25 protein-coding genes and 1 other RNA gene are annotated in these 26648 nt (G+C 42.2%); 14 read left to right on the top strand and 12 right to left on the bottom strand.

What is annotated here, in order from left to right; all coding sequences use genetic code 11:
* Nucleotides 1-120: 120 nt before the first annotated feature.
* The 6 genes from LKX84_RS01115 (at nt 121) to ppgK (ending at nt 5173) form a co-directional block, all read left to right on the top strand.
* The gene (locus tag LKX84_RS01115; protein ID WP_228235187.1) at nt 121-804 is read left to right on the top strand and encodes a cell division ATP-binding protein FtsE; all 684 of its coding nucleotides are present in this window, start codon (nt 121-123) and stop codon (nt 802-804) included.
* A gap of 106 nt (nt 805-910) precedes the next feature.
* Nucleotides 911-1993 (top strand): sensor histidine kinase, encoded by a 1083-nt coding sequence (locus LKX84_RS17975; protein WP_228235177.1) that lies wholly within the window; start codon nt 911-913, stop codon nt 1991-1993.
* Entirely contained in the window at nt 1990-2673 is a 684-nt protein-coding gene (locus LKX84_RS01105; RefSeq protein ID WP_228235175.1) for a LytR/AlgR family response regulator transcription factor, read from the top strand. Before LKX84_RS17975 ends, LKX84_RS01105 begins: the two co-directional genes overlap by 4 nt.
* Nucleotides 2674-2771: 98 nt before the next feature.
* Nucleotides 2772-3578: an intradiol ring-cleavage dioxygenase gene (locus tag LKX84_RS01100; RefSeq protein ID WP_228235173.1), complete on the top strand. Its 807-nt coding sequence runs from the start codon at nt 2772-2774 to the stop codon at nt 3576-3578.
* Nucleotides 3579-3587: 9 nt separating this feature from the next.
* Complete coding sequence (locus LKX84_RS01095) at nt 3588-4259, top strand: hypothetical protein (protein ID WP_228235171.1); 672 nt, start codon at nt 3588-3590, stop codon at nt 4257-4259.
* Between the two features lie 146 nt (nt 4260-4405).
* Complete coding sequence (gene ppgK, locus LKX84_RS01090) at nt 4406-5173, top strand: polyphosphate--glucose phosphotransferase (RefSeq protein WP_228235169.1); 768 nt, start codon at nt 4406-4408, stop codon at nt 5171-5173.
* On the opposite strand, the gene typA is transcribed toward ppgK, so the two are convergent.
* The gene (gene typA / locus LKX84_RS01085) at nt 5170-6969 is read right to left on the bottom strand and encodes a translational GTPase TypA (RefSeq protein WP_228235167.1); all 1800 of its coding nucleotides are present in this window, start codon (nt 6967-6969) and stop codon (nt 5170-5172) included. The two genes, ppgK and typA, sit on opposite strands and share 4 nt — an antisense overlap.
* 97 nt (nt 6970-7066) lie before the next feature.
* On the bottom strand, nt 7067-7624 hold the full coding sequence (locus LKX84_RS01080) for a DUF3575 domain-containing protein (RefSeq protein ID WP_228235165.1): 558 nt from the start codon (nt 7622-7624) through the stop codon (nt 7067-7069).
* 70 nt (nt 7625-7694) lie between these two features.
* On the opposite strand from LKX84_RS01080, the gene kdsA reads away from it, so the two are divergent.
* The 6 genes from kdsA to LKX84_RS01050 all read left to right on the top strand — a co-directional run bounded on the left by kdsA (nt 7695) and on the right by LKX84_RS01050 (nt 13982).
* The gene (gene kdsA / locus LKX84_RS01075) at nt 7695-8513 is read left to right on the top strand and encodes a 3-deoxy-8-phosphooctulonate synthase (RefSeq protein WP_228235163.1); all 819 of its coding nucleotides are present in this window, start codon (nt 7695-7697) and stop codon (nt 8511-8513) included.
* 164 nt (nt 8514-8677) lie between these two features.
* Nucleotides 8678-10999: a TonB-dependent siderophore receptor gene (locus LKX84_RS01070; RefSeq protein WP_228235161.1), complete on the top strand. Its 2322-nt coding sequence runs from the start codon at nt 8678-8680 to the stop codon at nt 10997-10999.
* Nucleotides 11000-11048: 49 nt separating this feature from the next.
* Nucleotides 11049-11762, top strand: coding sequence for a DUF4198 domain-containing protein (locus tag LKX84_RS01065; protein ID WP_228235159.1), 714 nt, complete (start codon nt 11049-11051; stop codon nt 11760-11762).
* Nucleotides 11763-11776: 14 nt separating this feature from the next.
* On the top strand, nt 11777-12109 hold the full coding sequence (locus LKX84_RS01060; RefSeq protein ID WP_228235157.1) for a hypothetical protein: 333 nt from the start codon (nt 11777-11779) through the stop codon (nt 12107-12109).
* Nucleotides 12110-12409 (top strand): hypothetical protein, encoded by a 300-nt coding sequence (locus LKX84_RS01055; protein ID WP_228235155.1) that lies wholly within the window; start codon nt 12110-12112, stop codon nt 12407-12409.
* Nucleotides 12410-12413: 4 nt separating this feature from the next.
* Nucleotides 12414-13982, top strand: coding sequence for a PepSY-associated TM helix domain-containing protein (locus LKX84_RS01050; protein WP_228235154.1), 1569 nt, complete (start codon nt 12414-12416; stop codon nt 13980-13982).
* Here the strand turns inward: LKX84_RS01050 and LKX84_RS01045 are convergent.
* Nucleotides 13979-14347, bottom strand: a complete 369-nt coding sequence (locus LKX84_RS01045; RefSeq protein WP_228235152.1) for a DUF1801 domain-containing protein — start codon at nt 14345-14347, stop codon at nt 13979-13981. The two genes, LKX84_RS01050 and LKX84_RS01045, sit on opposite strands and share 4 nt — an antisense overlap.
* A gap of 86 nt (nt 14348-14433) precedes the next feature.
* Between LKX84_RS01045 and LKX84_RS01040 the strand changes: the two genes are divergently transcribed.
* Nucleotides 14434-15549, top strand: coding sequence for an Sb-PDE family phosphodiesterase (locus LKX84_RS01040; protein WP_228235150.1), 1116 nt, complete (start codon nt 14434-14436; stop codon nt 15547-15549).
* 2 nt (nt 15550-15551) lie between these two features.
* Here LKX84_RS01040 and LKX84_RS01035 read toward each other — a convergent pair whose 3' ends face one another.
* Together LKX84_RS01035 and LKX84_RS01030 are read right to left on the bottom strand one after the other, a co-directional pair.
* On the bottom strand, nt 15552-15827 hold the full coding sequence (locus tag LKX84_RS01035; protein WP_228235148.1) for a hypothetical protein: 276 nt from the start codon (nt 15825-15827) through the stop codon (nt 15552-15554).
* Between the two features lie 76 nt (nt 15828-15903).
* A complete protein-coding gene (locus tag LKX84_RS01030) occupies nt 15904-17109 on the bottom strand; it encodes an NAD(P)-dependent oxidoreductase (RefSeq protein WP_228235146.1) in 1206 nt (401 codons plus the stop codon).
* Between the two features lie 327 nt (nt 17110-17436).
* Here LKX84_RS01030 and ssrA point away from each other — a divergent pair.
* Nucleotides 17437-17835: a transfer-messenger RNA gene (gene ssrA / locus LKX84_RS01025) on the top strand.
* Nucleotides 17836-17907: 72 nt separating this feature from the next.
* On the opposite strand, the gene LKX84_RS01020 is transcribed toward ssrA, so the two are convergent.
* The 7 genes from LKX84_RS01020 to LKX84_RS00990 all read right to left on the bottom strand — a co-directional run bounded on the left by LKX84_RS01020 (nt 17908) and on the right by LKX84_RS00990 (nt 26622).
* Entirely contained in the window at nt 17908-18435 is a 528-nt protein-coding gene (locus LKX84_RS01020) for a hypothetical protein (RefSeq protein WP_228235144.1), read from the bottom strand.
* A gap of 10 nt (nt 18436-18445) precedes the next feature.
* Nucleotides 18446-18778, bottom strand: coding sequence for a hypothetical protein (locus LKX84_RS01015; RefSeq protein WP_119639490.1), 333 nt, complete (start codon nt 18776-18778; stop codon nt 18446-18448).
* An 11-nt stretch (nt 18779-18789) separates the two neighbouring features.
* Nucleotides 18790-20313 (bottom strand): hypothetical protein, encoded by a 1524-nt coding sequence (locus tag LKX84_RS01010; protein ID WP_228235143.1) that lies wholly within the window; start codon nt 20311-20313, stop codon nt 18790-18792.
* 102 nt (nt 20314-20415) lie between these two features.
* On the bottom strand, nt 20416-21030 hold the full coding sequence (locus LKX84_RS01005) for a response regulator (RefSeq protein ID WP_228235136.1): 615 nt from the start codon (nt 21028-21030) through the stop codon (nt 20416-20418).
* Nucleotides 21027-22775 (bottom strand): sensor histidine kinase, encoded by a 1749-nt coding sequence (locus LKX84_RS01000; RefSeq protein WP_228235134.1) that lies wholly within the window; start codon nt 22773-22775, stop codon nt 21027-21029. The genes LKX84_RS01005 and LKX84_RS01000 overlap by 4 nt, the downstream gene beginning before the upstream one ends.
* Before the next feature lie 19 nt (nt 22776-22794).
* On the bottom strand, nt 22795-23403 hold the full coding sequence (locus tag LKX84_RS00995) for a hypothetical protein (protein ID WP_228235132.1): 609 nt from the start codon (nt 23401-23403) through the stop codon (nt 22795-22797).
* A gap of 543 nt (nt 23404-23946) precedes the next feature.
* On the bottom strand, nt 23947-26622 hold the full coding sequence (locus LKX84_RS00990; RefSeq protein WP_228235130.1) for an alpha-L-rhamnosidase: 2676 nt from the start codon (nt 26620-26622) through the stop codon (nt 23947-23949).
* Nucleotides 26623-26648: the final 26 nt, after the last annotated feature.

The raw sequence follows: 26648 nt of genomic DNA, 5'->3' as shown, positions 1-26648 counted from the left end.
ACTTTTACATAACGTCAAAATTTAAGCCAAAGTATATTTAGGCATAAACTTGTTTGGTTGACGGGACAATAATGGCGAATATTTTTAGAACTTAGTACCTTTATTCCAGAAAGTGACACTATGCCCGAAACCATTGTAAAATTACAAGATGTAGCCGTATTTCAAAACGAGAACATGGTTTTGAACCACATCGACCTTGAAGTAAAAAAAGGTGAATTTGTGTATGTGATAGGAAAAACCGGGAGCGGCAAGAGTAGTTTCATGAAAACACTTTATGCCGATCTTCCGCTAAAACAGGGCGAAGGAAATGTAGTGGATTTTGACTTGAAGACGCTAAAAGAAAAAGACATTCCCTTTTTAAGAAGGAAGCTGGGCATTGTTTTTCAGGATTTCAAATTGTTGTCTGACCGGAACGTTAACAACAACCTTCAGTTTGTTTTGAAGGCAACCGGATGGACGGACCCCAAAAAAATGAGCGACAAAATAGAAGAGGTGTTGACCAAGGTGGGCATGAAAACCAAAGGTTTTAAATTTCCTCATGAACTCTCCGGAGGGGAACAACAGCGTATTGCCATTGCCCGTGCCCTACTGAATGATCCCGAGCTCATCTTGGCGGACGAGCCTACCGGCAACCTGGACCCTCAGACCAGTGTTGAAGTAATGAAGGTGCTACAGGATATCAACCAAAATGGGCGCACCATCATTATGGCCACGCATGATTACGCTTTGATTTTAAAGTACCCGCACAAAACGCTGAAGTGCGATGGCAGCAAAGTCTTTGAGGTCATTCAAAAGGCAATTTAGCGTGTTGCCATGGTTTTGTTCACCGCTGAATCAAGTATGTTTACCTCAATTTTTAAACGCCTAAACTTGATTTACATAGTTTTAGCCCTATTTCAAAAAAACTGTTGTGTTAAAAAATAGGGACCTTTGGATCAACCTGCTCATCGGTATGGGATTATTGAGCATCCCTATACTAACTTCCCCTGATTCGAGCTCTTTTGAAGATATGCTCAAAGCAACTGGGTTTCAACGTAATTTTTTGGGCTACCTGTTGCTTTTGGTCTTTTACTATCTCAATTATTACTGGTTCGTACCCCAGTTATACACCAATAAAAAAAAGATTGCCTACGCGGTTATATTGTTGGTCTGTTTTGCCGCCATCACCCTTATCCCTAATCTTGTAGTGGCCCGACCACAGTTCCCAACACTTCCCGATCCACCTTTTCCTATACCCGATGGAAGAATGCCAATCCCTGATAATTTTCCCAAAAGACCTTTCGGGCCTTTTAGAGGAAAACCATTCATCAATATTTTTGAGTTAAGGGATTCATTTTTGATACAGTTCCTTACCGTGACCATTTTGTCCATGTTGCTTCGCTTGGATAATAGGTTGAAAGAAATGCAGAATGAAAAACTTAGGGCCGAGGTGAACTACCTGAAGGCACAGATCAACCCACATTTTTTGTTCAACACCTTGAACAGTATCTATGCGCTAACCCTTAAAAAATCGGACCAAGCCCCATGGGCCGTGTTGCGGTTGTCCGAAATGATGCGCTACGTGGTCACGGAAAGTGATTCGGAAAAAGTGCCGTTGGAATATGAGATCCAATACATTTCCGACTATATCGACCTTCAAAAATTACGAATGGGAAAGCATACCGACTTTACCTATGAAGTGAAGGGCAACTTGAGCGGCAAACGGATCGCACCTATCATTTTGGTCAACTATGTTGAAAATGCCTTTAAATATGGGGTCAACCCGGATGAACCTTCCAAAATCACTATTTTTATAAATGTGGACACCAAAGGGGTGGAACTCATTGTGGAAAACAAGATTACGGTGAAGCCAAATTCACTTTTAGAGCAGACCACCGAAGGCAATCGGAACACCAAAAAAAGATTGGATTATTTTTATCCAGATAAATACCAATTGGATATTGACCACCGAAGCGACTTTTATGCCGTTAAACTTTACATCGACCTTAGATGATCAGAGCTGTAGCACTGGATGACGAAGAGTTGGCTTTGGATGTGATCCAGGCCTATTGTGGTCAAATTGACCACGTTGATCTGGTGCACGTTTTTACGGAACAGGGAAAGGCTATCCGTTATCTGAACAAGTTCGAGGTGGATCTCCTTTTTCTTGACATTAGGATGCCGGAATTGAACGGCATCGACCTGTATAAAACCCTAAAAAACAAGACCAAGGTTATTTTTACCACGGCTTATGACCATTATGCAGTGGAAGGTTTTAATGTGGATGCCATTGACTACCTCCTAAAACCCTTCTCTTTTGAACGATTCCTAAAAGCAGTGGAAAAGGCCAAAAACCTGATCGAACTTGAATTGGGCAATGCGGATGACAAAACACACCTCTCCATACGGGCCGATTTTAAATTGCATCATGTGGCCTTGGATGATATCCTGTTGATCGAGGCATTGGACGATTACATACAAATCCATATAGAAAATGGGACTAAAATCGTAGCCCGAAATACCATGAAGGGCATCATGGAAAAATTGCCTTATCCACAATTTGTAAGAGCTCACCGTTCTTATATTGTTCCCTTGAAAAAGATTGGAACCATTTATAAGGACACTGCCAAAATTGGAACTTTCACGGTTCCCCTAGGCAAGTCGTATAAAGCCGAGATTTTAAAAAACCTTTAACTTTTGGGTCTCCTTTACCGCAACAAAATCTTCATTCACCTCATAAATTATAGATAACCCCTTAACCCACATAGTTTTACTTCACAGAAAATAAAACTATGAAAAGAAAGGAATTTATAAAAGGCTTTGGACTTGCGGGACTTTCGGTCACCAGTTTGGCATTATTGCGTTCATGTTCAACTGATAGTGACACCTATCTTCTGGAGGAAGAGGATACTTCTGCGGATGCGGATACTACCACCGACACCTCGGACTCTTCCTCCAGCACCACAACGGATTCTAGCAGCGATGGTAGTTCTAATACCTCTTCGGATACAGGGACAGTGGATAGTTGCGAAGTAACACCGACTGAAACGGAAGGTCCATACCCAACACATAATCCAGAAAATTATGAACGGGTAAACATAGTAGGTGATCGAACAGGTATCGACCTCGACCTGAACATCACCATCCGGAATGTAAATGACAGTTGTAATGTATTGGAAGGTGCCATTGTTGATGTTTGGCATTGTGATAAGGATGGAAATTACTCGGAATATAGCGGGTTCACCAGTAACCACTTTTTAAGGGGAAGACAATCCAGTGACACCAACGGTTTGGTGGAATTTGCCACCATTTTCCCCGGTTGGTACAACGGAAGAGCTACCCATATCCACGTACACATCTACAATGCCGATGGAGATTCGCTTTTGGTAACCCAAATTGCATTTCCTGAAGGCGATAACAGTGCCGTGGTCCGGGTTAATGCCGCCACCGAATACGGGTATACCAAAGGTATGAGTGGCTATACCTACAACGCACAGGATAATGTGTTCAGTGATGGTGTGGATGAAGAATTGGCCAGTGTAAGTGGTAGTGTTTCCGAAGGTTTTACCCTTACACACGACATTTACGTAAAAGCATAAACCCAAGCTATGGCGTCCATGGTACAACAGCCTGCAAAAATTTTCTTGGCCGATAAACGGACCTGCTATGAGTCCAATGAGTATCGATGCTTGAGCACGCCCATTCATCAAAATGGTGCAAATCATCAAATTGTAAGGTTTTCCGATGAGACCCTTGCCCCGGGAAAAAGCAGGTTTTTTACCATGGACGAAAATATCTCCCTGATTTTGATTCCCTTGGTAGGAACTATTGTTTATGGTTCATTGGAATCTCAATATTCGGTAAAAATTTCTCCTGAGGAATTGCAGACTTTCTACCTGACCAAAGGATCCTACTTTTCCATAAAAAATCCAAGTGAAGATGAATTGGTCAACTATTTACAGATTTGGATCAAAGTTGATGTAACCCGTAAAAAAATCAAGTTTGACAACTACAAGGAGAATGTATTGAACACCATCCTTGATAACCCATACTTTAAAATTCATTTTGGGGTACTTGATGGCCGGACAGAAGCTACCTTTTCGCCTAACAACACTAAAAATACCGTGATATCCTTTGTGATCAATGGTGCCTTCGAAATTCAGAATAGATTATTAGAGAGCCGTGACAGCCTTGTGCTGTTGGACATTGCCGAGTTGGAATTGGAGTCCCTCTCGGAAAATGCCATCATTTTGATATTGGAGAAGAACAGTTCCTATTGATTTAGTTTTCATTTTTAATCTGTTGAACCCGGATGGCCCCATGCAATGCCATTCGGGTTTTTTGGTCTTATGTCTTGCTTACCCCAATATTATTAAACCCGAAAAAGTTTTCGTTTCTTTGTTTAAATAATTTGACACCTCCTTGTATGGAAATTCTTGGTATTGATATTGGCGGAACGGGCATTAAAGGTGCCCTGGTGAATGCAGAAACAGGTGAAATGCTTACAGAACGTTACCGAGTTGCCACGCCAAAATCCAAAAAACCGGCCGATATGGCACAGGTGGTGGCCGAAATTGTGGAACACTTTAATTACAAAGGTCCTGTTGGTTGTGGCTTTCCTTCCATCGTAAAGAACGGAGTGTGCAAGTCCGCAGGTAACCTTCACCCAAGTTGGGTTGGTGTGAATATTGATGAACTTTTCACCGAAACCACTGGCCACGAATTTACCGTTCTCAACGATGCCGATGCGGCAGGGTATGCCTCTATGAACTATGGTGTTGGTAAAGGAAAAGCTGGCTTGGTGATCATGATCACCATTGGTACCGGATTGGGTAGCGGTGCCTTTTTGAACGGGGTACTCATCCCAAATTTCGAATTAGGTCAGATTCCCTACAAAAAACACAAGAAAATTGAGAAATGGGCCGCAGCCTCAGCCAAGGACCGTGAGGACCTAAGCATGGAAAAATGGGCCAAACGTTTCAACAAATTTTTGGAATATGTGGAACTGATCGTGAGCCCCGACTTGATCATTGTTGGTGGCGGAACTTCCAAAAAATGGGAAGAATTCAGCCATCTCATTGACATTGAGACAGAAGTTGTCAAGGCCGAGCTTATGAACCACGCCGGTATTATAGGTGCAGCCGTGGCCTGCCTTCGCGAACAGCACCACGGGCATTTAAGTGCTAAAGGTTAGATCGGCTTATTACGCTTACGATCTACTTCTTTCAAGAATATCTTTCTAATTCTGATGTGGTTGGGGGTAACCTCAACATATTCATCCTTTTGAATGTATTCCAACGCTTCTTCCAAAGAAAACTTGATGGCAGGAACAATTTTGGCCTTCTCATCCGCTCCTGAAGAACGCACGTTCGAAAGTTTTTTGGTCTTGGTCACGTTCACGGTCATATCATCACCACGGGAGTTTTCACCGATTACCTGTCCTTCATAGATATCCTCTCCCGGATCAATAAAGAATTTACCTCTTTCTTGTAGTTTATCAATGGAATAAGGGATAGCCGTTCCGTTTTCCATGGATACCAAGGAACCGTTCAAACGTTGAGCAATATCTCCTTTTAAAGGTTGATATTCCATAAAACGGTGTGCCATGATGGCCTCACCCGCCGTTGCGGTCAACAATTGGTTTCTTAGACCGATGATTCCACGGGATGGAATCAAGAATTCGCACAACATACGGGATCCTTTGGATTCCATGCTTATCATTTCCCCTTTTCTGATGGATACCATTTCCACTGCCCTACCGGAAACTTCATCCGGAAGGTCAATGGTCAAGTGTTCCACTGGCTCACATTTAACACCATCAATCTCCTTGATGATCACCTGTGGCTGCCCAATCTGAAGTTCATAACCTTCCCTTCTCATGGTCTCGATCAATACCGAAAGGTGCAACACCCCTCTACCAAAAACCATAAATTTATCTGCGCTGCCAGTTTCCTGTACCCTAAGGGCCAAGTTCTTCTCCAGCTCTTTTTCCAATCTTTCCTTGATGTGCCTTGAAGTAACGAACTTTCCATCTTTTCCAAAGAATGGACTATCGTTGATGGTGAACAACATGCTCATGGTTGGCTCATCTATGGCGATGGTCTTCAATTTCTCAGGATTTTCAAAATCGGCAACGGTATCACCAATCTCAAAACCTTCCATACCCACAATAGCGCAAATATCTCCAGCTACCACTTCGGAAACCCTTACCCTTCCAAGTCCTTCAAAAGTGTACAATTCCTTTACTTTGGATTTGATGATCTTTCCATCCCTTTTTACCAAAGAAATATTCTGGCCTTCTTTAAGGGTACCACGTTGTAATCTTCCAATGGCAATTCGACCTGTAAAAGAAGAATAGTCCAATGAAGTGATCAACATTTGGGTAGATCCTTGCTGTGGTTTAAAGGTCGGGATATGCTCGATGACCATATCCAAAAGAGGTTCAATATTAGTGGTCGGTACTTTCCAGTCCTCACCCATCCAGTTGTTCTTGGCAGAACCGTAAACCGTTGGGAAATCCAACTGCCATTCTTCGGCACCCAATTCGAACATCAAATCGAATACTTTTTCGTGAACTTCTTCCGGAGTACAGTTTTCCTTGTCCACTTTATTGATTACCACACAGGGTTTCAAACCAAGGGAAATGGCTTTTTGCAGTACAAAACGGGTTTGTGGCATCGGACCTTCAAAAGCATCCACCAACAACAAAACTCCGTCTGCCATGTTCAATACACGCTCTACTTCCCCACCGAAATCGGCGTGCCCAGGAGTATCGATAATATTGATTTTGGTGTCTTTGTACACCACGGAAACGTTCTTGGATACGATGGTGATTCCACGTTCCCTTTCCAGGTCGTTGTTGTCCAAAATCAAATCGCCCTTGTTCTCATTATCGCGGAACAACTGGCAATGGTACATGATTTTATCTACCAAGGTAGTCTTACCGTGGTCTACGTGGGCAATGATTGCAATATTTTTGATGTTGGACATAACCTGATTTTTAAGCCCGCAAAGATACTGCTATTTTTTACTTGTCAATACACCCGAATGTTATTTTTATCTTATTGATTTTGTGGTAGTTTGAGAACTACAGACCCACACACCATCGTTTTTCACTGATGATGAAACCAATACTGAGGTTCACAACGGGGTAAATACCACCTTTAAAGGGTCCTGCATAGTAGCCCGCACCTGCATCAATGGAAAAGCTGATTCCTGAATTATAGCTGCGTTGAATGCCGTATACCAAACCGCCATAACCATGGACCCCATCAACCAATTGCCCTTCCACCGTACGTTGCCCGGGAGAAAACAAGGCAGCTGTTGGTGCAATATAATTTCCAGAATTGCCATAAATGGAACGCCGATGATGATACCTACCATTAAAGTTGTGATAGTATCGATATTGGGTAGTGATGGCGGGGAAAAATTCAAGATTTTGCATGGGTTCACTGCTTGCAGGCTCCAAGGCCACTTGCCAGGCTACCCGAAAATCCAAGGTACTGTTGACCCCAACACCCATTTCATATTCCAAACCTGGATTGAAGACGTTCAGTTTAATCTGCCGTATTTCACAGTTTTTGCCGTATTGGGATAGACCCAAAAAGCCTGTGAACAACATCACCAATAAAACAATGCGGTGCATAGTAGGTAAATTTGGTATTGTTATAACACATCGTTTTTGAAAATAGTATTTTTGTTGAAAATATAAATCGATGCGATTAGAAGCCATTCCCCAGATAAAACATACGGATAGCAACAATTTTTTCCTTTTGGCAGGCCCCTGTGCCATTGAAGGGGAAGAAATGGCCATGCGGATTGCCGAAAAGGTGGTTGCCGTTACGGACCACCTCAAGATTCCCTATATTTTCAAAGGAAGTTTTAAAAAAGCGAACCGTAGCCGTATCGATTCCTTCACGGGCATTGGGGATGAAAAAGCATTGAAAATCCTGAAAAAAGTTTCCGATACTTTTGGGGTACCAACAGTAACGGACATCCATGAAATTTCAGATGCCGCTATGGCCGCAGAATATGTGGATGTACTTCAAATTCCCGCCTTTTTGGTACGTCAAACCGACTTGGTTGTAGCTGCCGCCGAAACTGGCAAGGTGGTCAACTTGAAAAAAGGACAGTTCATGAGCCCTGAAAGTATGAAACATGCGGTGACCAAGGTGACCGAAACGGGAAATGAACAAGCTATCATCACCGATCGTGGCACCATGTTCGGGTATCACGATATGATCGTGGATTTTAGGGGCGTTCCTACCATGAAGCAATATGCCCCTGTGGTTTTGGATGTGACCCACTCTCTTCAACAACCCAACCAATCTTCTGGAGTTACAGGTGGTAGACCCGCTTTGATCGGCACCATGGCAAGGGCCGGAATCGCTGCCGGTGTGGACGGACTATTCATGGAAACGCACTTTGACCCGGCTAATGCCAAAAGTGATGGCGCCAATATGTTGGATTTAAGTTTATTGGAAAAACTTTTGACTGATCTAACAGCGATTCGGACCACCATCAATTCCTTGTAATTCTCGAATTTACAAATCAGAAAAATGTACATATACCTGATTAACAGATAGATAAAAATTATTTTTAGTTTTATTTATAATTAGTCTAAATATTATTTGGACAGTCAAGCGTTGGAATATACATTTGCATCTGAAATTTATTTAGACCAATTACAAATAATAAAATGAAGAATATAGTACTCCTCCTGTGTTTGGCAGTTTTCTACACTTCGCAAGCCCAAACCGGAAATCTTAAGGGAAAAGTAACCGATTCCCAAAACCATCCCCTCCACAACGTGAACGTTGCACTCTCCAATACCAGTTTAGGGGCAACCACAAATGATACCGGGAATTATCAAATCAACAATCTGGCCCCTGGGTCCTATCAACTGACCTTCTCCATGGTCGGTTTCGGAACCAAAAAGGTTAACATTACCGTTTCTGCCAATGAAACCACAGCTGTACCCACCGTTAGTCTTTCAGAACAACAGCAACAATTGAACGAAGTAGTGGTTGAAGGCCATCAAAACAAATATGTGGAAAACAAACCTTCCACCTCCCTGCGCTTAAAGACCGAATTGGTGAAACTTCCTCAAAACGTTCAGGTCATCAGTGCCGATCTTTTGAAAGACCAACAAGCCACCAACATCATGGACGGCGTGATCCGCAACGTGAGTGGTGTGACCATGTTGGAGCATTGGGGCCAATTTGCCCGTATCCATATGCGCGGATTTCGTTTGCCAGCCTTCAGGAATGGGGTGAACATCCAAGATACTTGGGGACCCTTATCCGAGGACATGAACACAGTGGAACGTATCGAATTCGTGAAAGGTCCGGCCGGATTTATGATGTCTGCCGGGGAACCAGGCGGTTTCTATAACGTGGTGACCAAAAAACCTACCGAGCAATTTATTGCCAACGCCTCCTTCTCCGTTGGAAGTTTTGATTTCTACCGTGGTACCATTGACGTTAGTGGTAAACTTTCCGAAAATGGCAAATTGTTGGGCCGTTTCAACGCCATGTACCAAACCACGGATAGCCACCGAGGTAACGAAGATGTGACTCGATATGGTATTGCCCCTTCCTTGACCTACAAGTTTTCGGACAAGACTTCCATTACCACCGAAATGAACCTACAACAGGCCGAATCTTATTTAGGGTCTGCCTATATCTTCGCGCCAGCAAATGCAGGGTATGCCAGTTTGGACAGGGATTTCAAATTCACCAACAACGACTATCCCGTGACCGATATCCAGGAAGTCACCTTCTTTGCCAACCTGAAGCATGAGTTTTCAGACCATTGGAGCATGGAAGGGCAATTGGCTTACCTACGTTATGATCAAGTAGGAAACTCTACTTGGTTGCTTTCCATGGCGGATAATGGTGATGCATATCGCTATACCTCCAAATGGGACGCCCTTTCCATTGGTAAATTTGGACAGATTTACATTTATGGCGACTTCAATACCGGAGGCATTTCACATAAAGTAATGGGTGGTTTTGACTATAGTGACAAAACCTACTGGGCGGATTGGTTCGAGTCTTCAGTAGTTGATACCGATGGGCCGTTCAACATTTATAATCCTGTTTATGGTGTAAGTCCAGAGACCAATTTTAATCGTTCCGTTTCCGTTCAATACCGAAATGGTGGAACCCCTTATGGATCAAGTACAGTTAGAGCCTATTATGCACAGGATGAAATCGGTTTCTTGGAAAACCACATCCGATTGACCCTTGCAGGAAGATATACCAACTTATATTCCTTGGGCAAAACGGAAACAGATGATGTTATCACGCCTAGAGTTGGATTGAGTGTTGATATCATCCCTTCTTTGACAGCTTATGCCCTATATGATCAATCCTTTTTACCACAGAGTGGTGTAAACAGTTCTGGGGATATTTTGAACGATCCTGTGGAAGGAAAGGATATTGAAGGAGGTATTAAAGCCAACTTTTTTGATGGAAGATTGGTGACCTCCTTGGGTGTTTACAAAATCAATAAGAACAAGATCTTGGTAGGCGATCCTGCCTTTCCAAATGACAATTTCTCCATCTATTCCGGGGAAATAGAATCCAAGGGAATCGAGTTTGATGCACAAGGACAGATCACTCCTGAACTGAACCTTGTCCTTAACTATGCCAACACCAATGTAGAGGACCAATCTGGAAATTTGGTGGCCGGTTTTGCCAAACATGTTACCAATGGCTGGTTGAACTACAACTTTGCTGAAACATCCAACTTGAAAGGATTTGGAGCCTCTTTGGGCTACCAATATCAAGTGGATCGTTCTACATGGGCGTGGGCAGCGGATAACCAATCAGACCTTCCCAATTATTTCCGATTGGATGGTGCCCTTTCTTGGAAAAACGATCATTTCAGGGTGCAGGTTAACATCAACAATATTTTGGATGAGTACTTGTATTCCGGTGCCAATTATGGTAGCTACCTGTACTGGCAATCCGAGCCTGGCATCAATGGACGATTGACCGTTTCCTATACTTTTTAATTTAAAAAATCAACGGGTCCTTGGTATCAGGGACCCTTTAATCCATACTATGAAAACAACACTTTTATATTTCCTTTTCTTCTTTGTCGCTATATCGGCCAATGCCCATTACTTATGGATCGAAACCAACGGCACCGCAAAATCGGGGCAAAAACATGAAGTTCGAGTACATTATGGGGAATACACCTATGGTGTCATCGAAAAAGTGGAAGGAGAAGCCTTTCCATTGGTGGCCAATTTTAAACTATGGTTGATCGCTCCTGATGGCACCAAGACCGAGTTGGGTACCGAGGCCAAGGAAGATCATTATCTGGCCTATTTTACCCCTACCCAAAACGGTGTTTATACCGTTGCCCTGAACAACAATGAAATTGATGTCATCGACTACACCCAATACGATTTTGGTATTTTCAAGACGCACTACCACTCCACCGCCAAGGTACAGGTAGGTAAAAAGGATGCCGATACCCAAACTCAAAATCCAGAGGGAATTGTGGTTAAGCAATTGGGCAATACTGCTGATGAGGTTAAGCTTCAGGTATTCTATAAAGGAGAACCTTTGGCCAAGAACGAACTAAAAATTTATGTAGCCGACCTTTGGTCGAAGACTTTGTATACCGATGATAACGGACAGGTTTCCTTTGTAAAACCTTGGGACACCAAATACATCGTGGAGACCACCATAAAGGAAGAAGTTCCTGGCACCTACAAAGGCGAGGATTATCAATTTATTTGGCACTGCGCCACGTATTGCATTAAATAACAGCTTTGCAAGTTATGGTCACCTTCATTTCACTGCTCATTTTCATTTCCTTTTATCTGTTCTATGGTACCTCTAAAAAAATGGTGGTCATCCATAGTTTTGGTATGGAAAAGTGGATCGGTGAACATGCAAGCACCTCAAAATTTATCGGCTCGGCCCTAATGATCATTTCATTGGGGCTTAGCTGTTACCAATGGGGATGGGGATCGGGAGTGTTTACGTTCAGCATTATCCTTATGACCCTTGCCAACCTTGTCATTCTTTTGGCTCCATTACAATTACTGAATTACCGCACCTCATTCATCGCATTTACATTGTCCCTAATCTTCGAATTATTTCTATTTTAAATGCCTGCCAACAAAAAATACTTGACCCAGTCTCCGTGGCAACGATTTGCCAAAATCAGTGCTGCTATTTTGGGTGGACTTATGGTCGCTGTCACTTTTCATATGGCATTGGCCAGTTGGTTCGATCATGTCAGCATTATCATCACCAGTACTTTTACGGCTTTTATAATGTGGGCCATTTTAATGGTCATTGCCTTCTTGGCCAAAAATGGTTGGAAAATTTGGGGTCTTTATCTGCTTGTAAGTGCAGCCCTTGGCGTGGTTTATTATTTCGGAATCCAAACCCTTCCAATTGTTTGATCTTATGGGGAACAGAATTTACAACCTCCTTTTTCATACGCATACCGTGAGTGGTATTGTGATTAGTGTAGCACTTTATGTCATCTTTTTTGCAGGGTCGTTTTCCTTTTTCAGGGACGAGATTGCCAATTGGCAACGTGGACACCAAGTGTCCCAAGAAGATGCCATTCCGGGGAGTGTAGACCACTATTTGAAGGATCTTTCCAAGGATTACAATTTGCAGGGGCGCGATGTGGAACTTTACCATTATTTCAACGAAAGGAGCATTTCCGTAAGCATGTCCGCCTCCAAGGATTCGTTGGCTACCGAAGCGGATAAGGCTGGGGCATTTTTCTATATGGACACTGTGGATAAGACAGCTTCGGATTACCGAGGATCTTATCATTTGGGCGAGTTTTTGTACCGTCTTCACTTTTTGGACCAAATCCCCTACCCTTACGGACGCTATTTGGCAGGATTGGTGGCTTTCTTCTTTCTTTTTGCCATCATCACTGGAATTTTGGTGCATTGGAACAAAATTGTATCCAACTTTTACACCTTCAGGCCCTGGGCCAAACTGAAAACGGTTTGGACCGATGCCCATACCGCTTTGGGTGTGATCGGGTTTCCATTTCAATTTGTATATGCAGTGACAGGGGCCTTCTTTTTATTGAAGGGGATTTTGATTTTGCCCATTGTGATGGGACTGTACAATGGGGACCAGAACAAATTGTATGAAGACCTGGAATACAACCATCCTGTTTACTCCTATCATAACGAAAGGTTGGAAGAACCCGTCCAAATTGACCCTTTGATTACTGAAATAAAGCAAGATTGGCCAGATTTCAGGGTGACGGAGGTACATCTTTTCAATTTTGGGGACACCAACATGCATGCTTCTATTAGTGGTCACTTGGGATACGAAACCAAACTTAATGGTATGGGGCATCGCATCTACAAAATAAAAGATGGCTCAGTTGTGGAAGAAAAAGTACCCGTCACCAATAATGCCTATCTCGATGGGGTAAAAAACATGATGTTCCGCCTTCATTTTGGGGATTATGCCGGGTATGGGCTACGGGTCATTTCCTTTGTTTTGGGACTTATTTCCTGTTTTGTGATCCTTTCCGGAATTTTGATCTGGTTAACGGCTCGTGACAAAAAAAACATCCCTGAAAAAAGACGAAAATTCAACCAACAAGTGGCCAATGTTTACATGGCCATATGTTTGTCCATGTTTCCTGTTACGGCTTTGGAATTCATCTTGGTAAAATGTGCCATTCATGTGGATATGGCCTTCTTATACCGAACTTATTTCCCCATTTGGTTGGTCACGACGCTCTTTTTTATCTTCAAGAACAATATTGGCTTCACCAACCGATGGACACTAATTTCCGGGGGAATTTTGGCCGTTTGGATTCCGGTGGTCAATGGCATTATGACCGGTAACTGGCTTTGGACGGCATACATCAAGGGGCAGCAACAGGTGCTGTTGGTAGACTTACTTTGGTTGATTTTAGGTTTAGTGGCATTATGGATCGCTTTTTTCAGATTGGAAACATCAAAAAGTAAAAAAGCTATTGCAAACGGTTAGTTTTTGTAGAATCCTTTGTGATTTACCAACTTGGCTTCTTGCAAAAGTTGAACAACAACCTCACCATCAATTTCGTCCACGTGGAAATAGCGAAGGGACTTCATGACCTTTCGTGCATCGGTCACCAATTTGTCTTGATGAATTGTCAAGTGTGCCGAGTTCCACAGGCACATATCCACATATCCTTTTTTGCGTGAAGCATTGAAGTAACAAAATGGATTATTGTTCAAGTAATAGAAAGGCAGTTTATACTTGTAGTCCAACTTCACCTCTGGCACAGTGGTCTCTACCAGCACCTGCAATTGCAATAAGATGCTCCTAAATGGTTCTACTTGATTCAGGATATAATTTTCGGCTGGGTTCATAAATTAAAAATCGAAAAAAGATTTCAATTAACCGTTTCTTAAACCAAAGAATACGTTGGTTTTATACTTTTGAAAAAACCACCGACATGAAAATCCATCCTTTTTTTATTGCCCTTGTTTCCACTTTGGCCCTATCCGCCCAAGACCATTCGCACAAAAGTTCACGGGCCATTACCTTCCCCGATGTTCCAGGTTACAAAACCTTGAAGACCGACCTTCATCAACACTCCGTGTTTTCTGACGGCAATGTGTGGCCTACCATCCGTGTGATGGAAGCGTTACGGGATAATTTGGATGTGATTTCATTGACGGAGCATTTGGAATACCAGCCACACAAAGAGGATATACCCCACCCAGACCGGAACCGATCGTATCACTTGGCATTACAGGAAGCCAAGGATCATGACCTTTTGATCATTCATGGATCGGAAATTACACAACAGGCACCCATGGGACACAATAATGCAGTTTTTATACAGGATGCCAATAAAATATTGAACGATAAAGCAGAATCCTCCTTTGCCGAAGCCAAAAAACAAGGTGCATTTATTTTTTGGAACCACCCGGCATGGTATGCACAGTCCCCACAGGGAACTCCTATTTTGAGTGATTTTCAAAAGGAACGCATCAAAAAAGGGGAGCTACATGGCATTGAGGTCATCAATACTGGGGATTATGCCGAAGAATCCCTTGCTCTGGCCCTCGAAAACAACCTTACTATTATGGGGACCAGTGATATCCATGGTTTGATCGATTGGGATTATATTGAAAAAGGACAAGATCGCCCCATAACGTTGGTCTTTGCCAAGGAAAAATCCGAAGCAGCCTTAAAAGAGGCTCTTTTCGCCGGAAGAACAGTAGCCGTTTTCAATTCTTTATTGGTTGGGAAGAAGGAAAATCTGGTTCCACTGTTAAAGGCTTGCATTAAGATTGAAAAAGCCCAATACATTGACAAAACTTCTATTTTGGAAGTTACCCTGAAGAATGTTTCCAGTAGTGACCTCATCTTCGAAAACCAAATGCCCTATACCTTTTATTCCAGTTCCCCGGTGTTCACTGTTCCTGCTGAGGGTATCATGACCATCAACATTAAAACCTTGGAAAAGAAAGACGGAATAACCTTAAAACTGAAAGCATTGGGCGCCTATGTGGCCCCAAAGGAACAACCAGTCATTGAATGGTCCATTAAAGCGGACGAATAAAATTACGCTACCGAAGGAACGACGGAACCGTTGATCTCGATATCGAAATCGGGTAAGATTTTCTTAATGCATTCCCTCGGGGTCTTTTCAGAGATCCAGACCCACTTGCGTTTCAAATCCACATCAAAATGGAAACAGGAGAAATCGCCGCAACATTCCCCATCGATTTTCTTTAAAAGAAATCTGGTGATTCTTGGCCTTAAGCTGTATTCCATATCGATACAGGCCCTTTTTGTGGCCGGGTTATTGTCGCCCGAAATCAACCAATTAAAATGCATTTTGCAGAATTGGACAGACAATATACTAAAAAACAAGAGATTACCAACTTTTAAAATAGGCTTCTCAATTTGAGGCCTATTCTTTCCCATCCACGTAATCCTGCAGATAGGCATAACGTGGCGTAAGCTTCCCGTTTTGGGTCATGCGTGCCCGTTCCAAAATGCCATCCTCATCCTTATTGAAAAAGGCAGGAATCACATATTTGGAAAACGCTTCCCCAAACCCGTTGCTGGCGTCTCGTGGTAATTCGCAAGGCAAGTTGTCCACGGCCATTACAGCTATCGCGTTTTCATTTTTAAAATCTGTTTCCGATTCCGAAATGGGGTCATAACCGTAAATGGGATCAGCAATGGTGGAAGCCCGAATGGTAGTTGCTACGGGCCCATCAATATCACAACTGATATCTGCCACTACCTTTATTTTAAAGTCGGGTTGCTTGGCATCTTCCCTCATAAACAGAAATGGGGCACCATCCCCATAAAAATGCCCGGCGATATAAAAATCGGTCACCTTTGCAAAACGGAAGAAATTGGATTTGTACTCCTGCGGATTTTTGAAGAAATCCGCCTTATTGCCCCGTACACCATCCTTGCGCTTATTGTATTCCGAAGCATCAATCTGGCAATAGACCGGTTCGGAAAAGGTCTTTTTCAAATAATCGTCCACGCCCACTCTTTTTAGTCCCATGCCGTCCAACATTTCCTTGGCGCCATTACCAACCCTACCCCTACCGGTCAATAAAATCTTGATGTTGGGTAAACGTAATTTTTTGAGTTCGAAAATCAACGCCTGTTGATCTTTCAGGGTTTCCGCTTTGGGCATTTGGAATAGACCGTGCTTCAAACCAAAAGTTCTAAAACCATTGTACGCTCCAACGATACCAGCATATCGGCCAAAGGCGACCAATCGCTGCCCTTTTGGGTTGGTAATGACCTCATGATCGTACAACTCAATGTTCTTATCCAAAATAGCGCGAAGCAAATCCCTATTGTATGGCTGCTTTTTAATCGTATGGGAAAAGAAAAAATACTTTTTGTTAGGAATCAGGGCATCTATGGGGACTTCCTTGACTCCGAGCAATACTTCGCAGGAATCCATGGCATTTACCACCTCGATACCATGATCTGTATATTCTTGATCGGTGAACACCCGAATTGGAGAAGGTTCCACCACTATTTTGGCCTTTGGAAATTGGGCAAGGACATTTTGGCATGCTAACGGGGAGAGCACCACCCTACGATCTGGAGGGTTTTTACGCTCGCGAATGATTCCGAATCTCATAAATTGATTTGGTATAATTGTTGACCAAAATAAGAGGTTTGTAGTGGGTAAACAAACTTTTTATCTTTTGATCGATATGGTTACCTTTGCCGACCGCGTTAGGGATAGAGGCGACATCCTTTTTCTGTTTCTCGACTGCGCTCGAAATGACAGAAAAAGATATAGCCGATAGCCCGACCCCCGAGCAGTCGGGGGGAACGCCCAAATTATGACTGTGCTCAGTGCGAGCCAAGTTCTTTGATAAAAAAATGAGAATGCGTTTAGGCCCTTCGACTTCGCTCAGGGCATAATTCGTTTACGGTAAGCCCTGCTTACCTAACTCATTATGGGGCCGACCGGTTTTGACAGCAAGACCAATGGCTATGTAAGCATGCCGAGCTATGGAATTGACGCTCGTTAATATCCGTTCCAACCTTTTACATGGCGAGTCTAACTACGCTTTGGCTGCCTAATTGACTGAACTACAGTAAGTCATGGCCTAGTCCCGCAAGGCGGGAAAGCTGAATGTCCCCTGACAGCCCTTGTTGATGGCGGTCTTTTTGGGGGCACCATAAAAGTCAACATAGCGATCTTATAGCTTCGTTAAGGTCGTAAAACTAAAGAAGCTAAGCGTACGATAGGCGGTTTTCGGTCGGTCGTGCGCCGACAACCAAACGGAAACTAAGCGTGTAGAAAGCATGGTTATTGCTTGTTTGGACGAGGGTTCGAATCCCTCCGGCTCCACTTTAAAACCACCTTCGGGTGGTTTTTTTGCTTTGTGAAATCATTAGATAATTCAAAAAATTGTGAGGTTTGACGTTATGCAAACCTTCCCTTTTTTGCAAAACAATTTAAAACAGCGCAAGGATCTTCGTCTTCAAGTGTTTCATGAATATAGGATTCCAAGTCCTTGTAAGGGATATTATTCCCATTTGGCAATCTGTAATGTGTTCTCGCTGGTTTAAAAATTGAAATAAGCCTAATTGGAAGAAACAGCAAAATGGTAAAAACCACTACAATAATGGCAATAACTATTCTAAAAAACAATTTGGCACCCCTATACTCTTCTTCTTTGTCGCTACAATATGCCAAAAGGCAATGTTTTGGACCATCCAAAGGATAAAATGTAAAATCAACAATATTTTTAAGTCTTTTCCAATATAAGTTTCTTTCACCATCCTTGCCATGGAGATTGAAACCAATTCTCGCCGAGATGGTACCATCAGCTATCCCACCACCAAGAACATTTCCCAGTTGGTCCAAGGCAATCAGAAATTGTACAATCCAACTGTACTTAACCTCAATATTGTTCTTTACTGCTTCTTGTCGTATTTGACTTAAATTCATGACCTTAAATTTAGCCAATCGGATTGAAAAGATATACCAAAACAAATACGGCAATGGCACCAGATGCAGTAATAGCAGGCTCTTTTTCGGCCAAATTAGCGGGTTCTGGATCACCACTTGCATTTGTGAGCATGTGCATTCCATTTTGGTTATTCTGGTACCGTATCTGTAGCATACCAGGAATTGAAATGCTAATGGCAGAGGCAGCCAATGCTATAAGTACACGAAACACCCATAAGGCAAAATCTCCTTCCGGGAATTGAACACGATTAACAATTAGTGTGACTATCCCAAAGGCCAATATGCCAAAGAGAAACATGATTCTTGCATTTGAATTTTTCATGATAAGAAATTTTAGTTCTTAGTTGATTCTGCCTTACTCAAATTGAAAGTTACACCCACAAAAAATGCCGGGCGATACACTTTATCGTAATTGATGTTTGTATTGTCCTCCGACAGAAAGGTCCTAATACCGTTATTGGCATCGGACAGGTTTGCCGTATTGAGTTTGTCAATCTTTGTCATGGATACCCCTGCCGTAAACACAAGCCGGTTTGATTCTGTAAAAAGTGCAGATAACCCTAAATAAAAACCTAGATCAGCATCATCTTCCACACTTAATCCTGCTGAAATACCAGGTTGTAAATCATGTATTCCCCTAAAATAAACATGGCATAAAGCTCCCAAGGCATGGGTCATTTTATCTTTGTTGTCCGCCTTAATGGACGTAGCGGAGGAGCCATCTGCACGGAAACTGGAATAACTATCATTTCCTTTAAAACTCAACAAATACCCACTGCTGAAATTGACTTTGAAGCCACCCCGTGTCCTGATGGTTATAGGCTTGTAGGTATGTAGGGTATCGCCTTTTGCATTTTTAAGAGCAATTTTAGTCGTGAAAATATCCCCCGTGGCCTGACCGGCATCCCCATAAATGGTGAAGCATGCATTGTTTATTTTCTGATACAACCGAATCCCTGCGTTTACCTTGTTCTCCAGATTTTGCTTGTTCTCCTTTTTGTGCAACTCTTCATAGGCTTTCTTTACAAAATCATACTCTGCCTTAAATTTTGGTTGACCCACATCCACCACGGATATGTTTTCGATGTTTCTTTTTTCCCCGTTTTCAAACTTCAAGGCAACCGACATGGTCCCTATTTCCTTCATCGCGTTTATCTCCTCATACAATTTTTTAAGCTGAAAATATGCCGCATCCAAAGAATCCAATGTTTTGGGCAGCTTCTTATAAAGCTCGAGAGGTATACTGTCCCCATCAAAATGGGACTGGACAATACTCTCAGCATGTTTTTTGAAAGCATCCGAGTTCTCAATAAAAAGATTGTCGTTCAACAAAGCCACCAATTGGCCTTCCAATTGGGTATAGCCTTCAATCTTGCGATACTGTTGCACAAACAATTTTAAGTAATCTAAAAAATCTTCTTCCCTCTTTAGTTTCAAAAGCAAAGAATGATATTGTTCTTTATAATTTTTTGAAGCTTGTTCTTCAATAGTTTTTTTTGTTAATTCTAATTGGGTTTTTCCTTCTCCCTCCTCTGCCTTCTTTAAAGCATTTGTTATGAGCTCCGGAATCTCAAAATCTATGTTGGTAGATTCACTTTCGCTAACTCCATTCACCAAAATGTTATTTACGTTGTTTATTTTATATTTAACCCAAGATCTATAGCAAACACATTTTGGAATCTGGTTTTCCCCAAACGGGTTCAAAACAATGGCCGTTGAATCTTTTTTGGGGCATTTCTCCTTTTTGGAGCAATCACACTTTTTATCGCCTTCCTCTGCTTTTGGCATTTTACCTTCTTGGGCAGCTAGCAGCCCAGCATTCAAAATCATTAGGAAAAGAAGTACATAGTTTTTCATGGCAATACCGATTAGTTGATAGTCCAAACCTATCGAACTTAGGTATTCAAGAAAATCCCCATTCATGGGGATTTTTACACTAAACCATTAAAAACAAAATACTTAAAATTCGTATTTTTTCTCCACTGCATACCTCAACAACTCTCCTGCTCCGGTCAGTCCCAATTTTCGGATCATGTTTTTGCGGTGGGTGTCCACGGTGCTTTTACCTATAAAAAGTTCATCGGCAATTTGGTGAGAAGTTCTGCCCTTTGCGATCAGTTGTAGAATTTCCCGCTCCCGAGAAGATAAAATGCTTTGGGAGCTGTTTTTTTCGGTACTTGGTTGGTGAATTTTTTTGTCATAATAAGTGTTGCCCGAAACCACCGTACGAATGGCTTCCAAAACCACTTCCAGACTGCTGTTTTTAAGGATATACCCTTGGGCGCCCGCCTCCAGCATTTGTTTTACGGCTTCGTCCTGGTCAAACATGGTAAAGGCCACCACTTTGGTATAGGGCAGTTCTTTAAGGATAGTTTTCGTCGCCTCAATGCCATCCAATTTGGGCATACGAATATCACAAAGGACCACTTTGGGGCGCTTCAGTCGGACCAGTTTTACCAAGTCCTCCCCGTTATTGGCGTGGCCTATTATGGATATGTCATCTTCATACCTCACATACGATCGAATGCCATCGATCAGAGCCTGGTGATCTTCTGCTATGGCCACGGTAATCATACGGGAATATCGATTAGAATGGAAGTTCCTCTCCCTAACACACTGTCCACAGTAAAGCTGCCCTCCAAATGTTCCACTCGTTTTTCAATATTGGTCAGTCCCATCCCCGACTTTCCGCTGTCCAGTTTGGAGCGGTCAAAGCCCTTCCCATTGTCTTCCACAATAATGTTCAGGTTGTCCTCATGCTGAGTGAGTTGAATGTTCACTTTGGTGGCTTCCGCATGTTTTATCACATTCGCCACCAACTCCTGCACCATTCTGAAAATGGAAAGTTCCAAAGAATTTTCCATACGCTCCCCCAATCCAAAATCTTCCACCGTGACTTGCAGGGTATTGGATTCGGAGATGGACTTTGCCATTTTTTTGATGGCAGACAACAACCCCTGATCACTCATAACCCCGGAGTTTTTGCTGTGGGCCATTCCCCGGATTTTTTGATAGGCTTCTTCCAACAGTCTTTGGGCATTTTTCAACGCAGGGTCTTGGGTACTGACCTTGGCATTGTCAAAATGGAGTTTAATGGTTGCCATGAGACTTCCCAAATCATCATGTAACTCCCCTGCCACTTTTTGGCGTTCTTTTTCCTGGCCCTCGATCATGGCATCAATATTGACCAGTTCCTGTTCTTTGAGCAGATTCTCTACTCGTTGTTGTTTTAACTGGGCCTCTTGTTCAGCCAATTGGCGTTTTTTGATAGTGTTTTTTTGGAGGAGGATGGCCAAAATCCCCACGATAATCAATAATCCAAGTGATGCGAATAAAAAATTCTTGTTTTGAATCCTTTTGGTCTCGCTTTCCAAATTGTCTGCCCGAAGTTTTTCATTGTCATACTTCTCCTGAATATCCAAAATAGTGGCGTTTTGTTGAGCAAGATTTATTATATCCTTAATAGAATCGTATTTATATAGATAGCCATAGGCATTTTTAAAATCACCTAAGTTATAATACGTCAGGTCCATGTTGCCAAACAATATCTTTTTGGTCATATCCTTATATTTTTTGACCTGAAGTGTTTCAGCCATCTTGTAGTATTGCAAGGCTTCATTGAAATTTTCCGATCTTCGGTAACTATTTCCGATGTTGTTCAAAAGGTCGTGGTATTGGTTGGAATATTCAGGCATGTCCTTCTTCATCTGAAGTAGGTCCAAAGCATGGAAGTAATGATACCTTGCCGAGTCATTATTCTTTAACCTGTTTGAGTGTACCGCCCCCATATTCATTAAGTTGACGATGGCCAGTCTCGTACTGTCAACAGCATAAAAAAGGGCATAAGCCTTTCTGAAATGCTCCAAAGGAATTTGGGGATTACTATCGAGATATGCTTTTCTCCCAAGATAGTTATACCCTTTCCCCATAAGATATTGATCGTTCACGGATGTTGCATATTTCCAAAACTTTTCAAAATAACTATAATGATCGCTTTCAAGGTTATTCTGACTTTCCAATAAATCGCTGATTTTTAAGTTTGTTTCAGCAACTTCTCCCGCCAAGTTTCGATGTTCAAAATCCTTTAAGGCCTCATTGTAATAAACGAAAGCAGAATCAGCTTGATTCAAATTCTGAAATGCGCCCGCAAATAGCATCAGGTATTCCCCTTTATGAATTAAATCACCTTCATCACTTGCCAATTGACGGCACTCCTTAATCAATTTCTCATGGGCACCTTGATTGTTCAATTGGTTCAAATAAACCCATAGGCTATCTTGCTCTTGTGCCTTTACGAGTGTAATGCACGAGAATAACATAAGAAACAATAGCAACAAATTATTTCTTTTGATTTCCACCTATCACGTCTCCGTCCTGTTCTTTGGGTTGAAATATTATTAGAGTATCTCGCAGAGCAGCACTTGTTTCCACTCTGTCATTACACAAGCTCTCTTCCCTTATTTTTCTCAAGGCATCCTCATAGCTTCCAATTCCATCTATTTTGGTACTCTGTAATTCGTCCTGATTATTATAAATATAAATCAGTAGCTTATTGTCTCCTTGTAAACGGGTTAAATCACTATTTGAGAAGTGGATAACAGTATCGATTTCAATAAAATCAATTATCGGTTCAACAGGTGTACAATTGACCCCTCCTTTTAAATGTACCATGATAGCATTGATATTCTTATTTGGCATATTTTTTATTGCCACTAGCTGCAAACTGTCACTTGTAACCGGTATATGGAGTTTAATCCTCACTTCCTCGTTTTCTATTGTAAAATAATTTCTCAAACTATCACACAATTGATATTTTTTTGGGTTGCATTCTTCTGGTTCAATTTGAGTTTGGGCCAGTACTTCACTCTCTGGTTTCTTTTTTTGATCCCGGACACCACAAGAGGCAATCAAAAAAACAATGACAGTTGCCAACGCTATTTTTTTCATCTTGATAAGTTTTAAATTGATTATTAATGTCCTTCAACATTAAAGCAAAACATGAACCTTAACAATCCCCATTCCTAGGGATTTTACCAAAACAAAGAAGAAGAGTGATTGGATAAAGCTATGAGGCTCTGTAAGTTATAAATTCAATCTGAAAATCCATTACAGATTTACCTTAATAAAACTATGGTTTTTCCGTAAAACAGGTTAAGTTTTTGTAAAGTCACCTATTCGGTGAGCATAAATTTTTGAACAGCTGAAAACCCTTATTTATTGGGCTTTTGAGAGAAAAGCTCTAGAGCCTGCATCCCCACTACCTTTTTTATATCCTATTAAAAACCAATAGGATATTTTTGGGATATAGGGAACGGTTGTGGCAACCATCAAGATTGGTCATATGTACTAAATCGACTTTAAATCATCAACATAGAAGTAGCAAACCACTCCTTTGTCTTGTGTTTTGTTCTAACCAACTAAACCCACGCAGAATATATGGCATTTATCAAGTAATGTTCAAAATCGCCCCAAAATGCAAAGCCTTTACAACTATTCCTCGATATAGAATGTATAACTGCCCGGTAGTAGATCTATTTTGAATTCTTGACCATCTGTCTCTATGGTCATCCCTTGATTGCTTCCTTTGATGTCTTTTCCTTTAAGATATAACAACGCAGTACTATTTGGTGGTACGGTGCAGTTATATTCAACTTGGTTGCCCCGTCTTTCCCATTTTGACACGATTAGGCCAAATCTACTTTCAAATTCAGCCTCAAAATGATCCAGCCCATCCACGAAATTGGGTTTTAAGATGAAGTTTTTGAATCCGGGAGCATTCTCATCTGGCAAAATGCCCCCGATACCCTTATAGAACCAAGCACTTATGGCTCCGAACATGATATGGTTCCGCGACAAGTCGGAAGTGGCATCTATATCCCAGTTCTCGTACAAGGTAGTGGCCCCATTCTTGACCCACCATCCCCATGAAGGATACGTTTCTTGAGAAGCAACGGTAAAGGCCAAATTTGCATAGCCGTTTTGGCTCAAAGCTCCCAAAAGAGTCTTGGTGCCGAGAAGACCAACATCGATATGATTTGTTTTTTTGACTTCCAGGGCTAGGTTGTCCGCCACTTTTTGTATGAGGGAATCGGGCACGATGCCCCAATACAAGGGAGCGCTCAACTCGGTTTGAAAACCACTACCATATATTCCCTTCTCAATATCCAAGTACTTTGTATTGATTGCATTTTTTATGTTCTCAGCCAGTTGCGAATATTCTTGGTAATCTTTTTCCTTTCCGAAATGCCTGGCTGCTTTGGCCAAGATTGCGGCATCCACATAATAATAGATGGACGAAGTGAATTCCTTAGGGGTAACCGATTTCACAGGAACCCAATCCCCTAGTCCCCAATCGGTAAGGCCTCCTTCATAACTGATGGAAGTAATATGATCCACATAGTTTTTCATTGGTTCGTACATGTCGTCCAATGCCCTGTCATCTCCATAAAACTGGTACAATTGCCAAGGAATTATGGCAACGGTGCTGGTCCAGTCCGGGCCATTGCCCCAATCATAACCCCATCCCCCCCAAGTAGGGATAATGGAAGGGAGCACACCATTTTCCTGTTGTTCGTCCCGATGGTCTGTCATCCATTTTTCATAGACCATTATCGCATCAAAATTATAGAGCCCTGTTTCTATATTGATATGGGCATCCCCCGTCCAGCCGTTCTTCTCCCGCTGGGGACAATCTGTGGGATACCCAAAAAGATTGGATAGGTAACTGGCGTTAGTGGCCTCCCAGATTTTGTTGATGGTCTCGTTGGAGGTATGGATTTTTCCAATGGATTCAACATCGCTATGCATAAAATAAGCTGAAATATTCTCCAATTCCATGTTGATCGGCCTATCACTTTCTACAGCCACATATTGAAATCCCTTATAATTAAACCGCGGTCTGAAAATTTCATCTTCACCACCTTTAAGAGTATAAATATCCGTTTGAAATGGGTCCAATGTGTCCTTTGGCCTGTAATGCACAATGATGTTGGATAGGTCCAGATTTCCCAAACTATCCAATTGTTCCGAGTGAGTGACCTTGATCCGGGTCCCTTTTTCACCTTTTATCCTGAGTTCCGTAACCCCAGCAATATTTCTCCCCAAATCAAAAATATAGTACCGGTCATTACGCTTTTCCATTTTAGCGAACTTCATTTTCTCTCCCGTGATATGGGGCATCACCTCTGCCGTGATCTTACCCGAAGGTGCTTTTACTTCCAAGGCCGAATTCCAACCTGCATCATCATAACCGCTTTGGTCCCATCCTTCGAGTTCAAGGCGGGCATCGTAATGTTCAGCGGTGTAAATGCTGTTGAACACCACGGGAGACAATTTGGTCTTCCATGATTTGTCAGTAGCCAATATTTCACTGGTACCATCTGTATACCATACCCGAATGTTCATCAAAAAACGTGGGCGGTTACGCCATCCTGCTTGATGAAAGTTCCACACCGCCGTAGACTGGTGGTTGTACCAACCATTTCCTAAAAGGACCCCAATGGCAACCTTGTCTTCTTGAAAAAAAGAGGTTACGTCGTGGGACACGTAAAGATTTCGTCTGTCGAATCTGGTGTAAATGGGATCCAGCCAGTGGTCGCCCACTTTCTGGCCATTCAGGGTAAGTTCAAATAAACCTGCCGCCGTGATATAGGCCCTTGCACGAATCACTTCTTTTTGGGGCTTGAATTCCTTTCTGAAATAAGGAGCTGGTTTTAGATCCATGTCCTCCACATCGGTAATCCACCTCCCTTCCCAATTGGAAACATCCATCATCCCTGTCTCGAACGAGGAAACACTTACACCACTCTCTTGATTATCATCGGATGAAACCTGAACTCCCCAATAATACTTGGTGAAAGGTTGGAGCGGTTTACCGTCATAAATCAACAATGTATTATCCGAGTTCCTTTGCTCCCTCCAATAAATTCCCTTTCCTTTGGCGACTTCCATTGAATCAGTGCCTACAGAAATATGATATCCATTTTGCCCAATCGTACCTCCATTTGCATCTATTTTCCATGAAAACCTAGGAGCCTTAGTATCCAATCCCAAGGGAGCGTTCATGTGCTCTACTTTTAAATCCGTTAAAGCAATTGAATCTTTGTGTGAGGTACATGAGGTTATAAAAATGGCCCCTAAAATGGATAGGTATATCGATTTAAACATTAAGCTCTTATTTTAGGATAAAAGTA

It is taken from the genome of Allomuricauda sp. M10, assembly GCF_020782875.1.
GTDB lineage: Bacteria > Bacteroidota > Bacteroidia > Flavobacteriales > Flavobacteriaceae > Flagellimonas.
This window is presented reverse-complemented; position numbering and strand designations above follow the sequence as displayed.

What these genes read in the sequence shown, in the direction of transcription:
- LKX84_RS01115 (WP_228235187.1), top strand. Translation starts at nt 121, where the DNA reads ATGCCCGAAACCATTGTAAAATTACAAGATGTAGCCGTATTTCAAAAC.
- LKX84_RS01105 (WP_228235175.1), top strand. Translation starts at nt 1,990, where the DNA reads ATGATCAGAGCTGTAGCACTGGATGACGAAGAGTTGGCTTTGGATGTG.
- LKX84_RS01100 (WP_228235173.1), top strand. Translation starts at nt 2,772, where the DNA reads ATGAAAAGAAAGGAATTTATAAAAGGCTTTGGACTTGCGGGACTTTCG.
- LKX84_RS01095 (WP_228235171.1), top strand. Translation starts at nt 3,588, where the DNA reads ATGGCGTCCATGGTACAACAGCCTGCAAAAATTTTCTTGGCCGATAAA.
- ppgK (WP_228235169.1), top strand. Translation starts at nt 4,406, where the DNA reads ATGGAAATTCTTGGTATTGATATTGGCGGAACGGGCATTAAAGGTGCC.
- typA (WP_228235167.1), bottom strand. Translation starts at nt 6,969, where the DNA reads ATGTCCAACATCAAAAATATTGCAATCATTGCCCACGTAGACCACGGT.
- LKX84_RS01080 (WP_228235165.1), bottom strand. Translation starts at nt 7,624, where the DNA reads ATGCACCGCATTGTTTTATTGGTGATGTTGTTCACAGGCTTTTTGGGT.
- kdsA (WP_228235163.1), top strand. Translation starts at nt 7,695, where the DNA reads ATGCGATTAGAAGCCATTCCCCAGATAAAACATACGGATAGCAACAAT.
- LKX84_RS01070 (WP_228235161.1), top strand. Translation starts at nt 8,678, where the DNA reads ATGAAGAATATAGTACTCCTCCTGTGTTTGGCAGTTTTCTACACTTCG.
- LKX84_RS01065 (WP_228235159.1), top strand. Translation starts at nt 11,049, where the DNA reads ATGAAAACAACACTTTTATATTTCCTTTTCTTCTTTGTCGCTATATCG.
- LKX84_RS01060 (WP_228235157.1), top strand. Translation starts at nt 11,777, where the DNA reads ATGGTCACCTTCATTTCACTGCTCATTTTCATTTCCTTTTATCTGTTC.
- LKX84_RS01055 (WP_228235155.1), top strand. Translation starts at nt 12,110, where the DNA reads ATGCCTGCCAACAAAAAATACTTGACCCAGTCTCCGTGGCAACGATTT.
- LKX84_RS01050 (WP_228235154.1), top strand. Translation starts at nt 12,414, where the DNA reads ATGGGGAACAGAATTTACAACCTCCTTTTTCATACGCATACCGTGAGT.
- LKX84_RS01045 (WP_228235152.1), bottom strand. Translation starts at nt 14,347, where the DNA reads ATGAACCCAGCCGAAAATTATATCCTGAATCAAGTAGAACCATTTAGG.
- LKX84_RS01040 (WP_228235150.1), top strand. Translation starts at nt 14,434, where the DNA reads ATGAAAATCCATCCTTTTTTTATTGCCCTTGTTTCCACTTTGGCCCTA.
- LKX84_RS01035 (WP_228235148.1), bottom strand. Translation starts at nt 15,827, where the DNA reads ATGCATTTTAATTGGTTGATTTCGGGCGACAATAACCCGGCCACAAAA.
- LKX84_RS01030 (WP_228235146.1), bottom strand. Translation starts at nt 17,109, where the DNA reads ATGAGATTCGGAATCATTCGCGAGCGTAAAAACCCTCCAGATCGTAGG.
- LKX84_RS01020 (WP_228235144.1), bottom strand. Translation starts at nt 18,435, where the DNA reads ATGAATTTAAGTCAAATACGACAAGAAGCAGTAAAGAACAATATTGAG.
- LKX84_RS01015 (WP_119639490.1), bottom strand. Translation starts at nt 18,778, where the DNA reads ATGAAAAATTCAAATGCAAGAATCATGTTTCTCTTTGGCATATTGGCC.
- LKX84_RS01010 (WP_228235143.1), bottom strand. Translation starts at nt 20,313, where the DNA reads ATGAAAAACTATGTACTTCTTTTCCTAATGATTTTGAATGCTGGGCTG.
- LKX84_RS01005 (WP_228235136.1), bottom strand. Translation starts at nt 21,030, where the DNA reads ATGATTACCGTGGCCATAGCAGAAGATCACCAGGCTCTGATCGATGGC.
- LKX84_RS01000 (WP_228235134.1), bottom strand. Translation starts at nt 22,775, where the DNA reads ATGTTATTCTCGTGCATTACACTCGTAAAGGCACAAGAGCAAGATAGC.
- LKX84_RS00995 (WP_228235132.1), bottom strand. Translation starts at nt 23,403, where the DNA reads ATGAAAAAAATAGCGTTGGCAACTGTCATTGTTTTTTTGATTGCCTCT.
- LKX84_RS00990 (WP_228235130.1), bottom strand. Translation starts at nt 26,622, where the DNA reads ATGTTTAAATCGATATACCTATCCATTTTAGGGGCCATTTTTATAACC.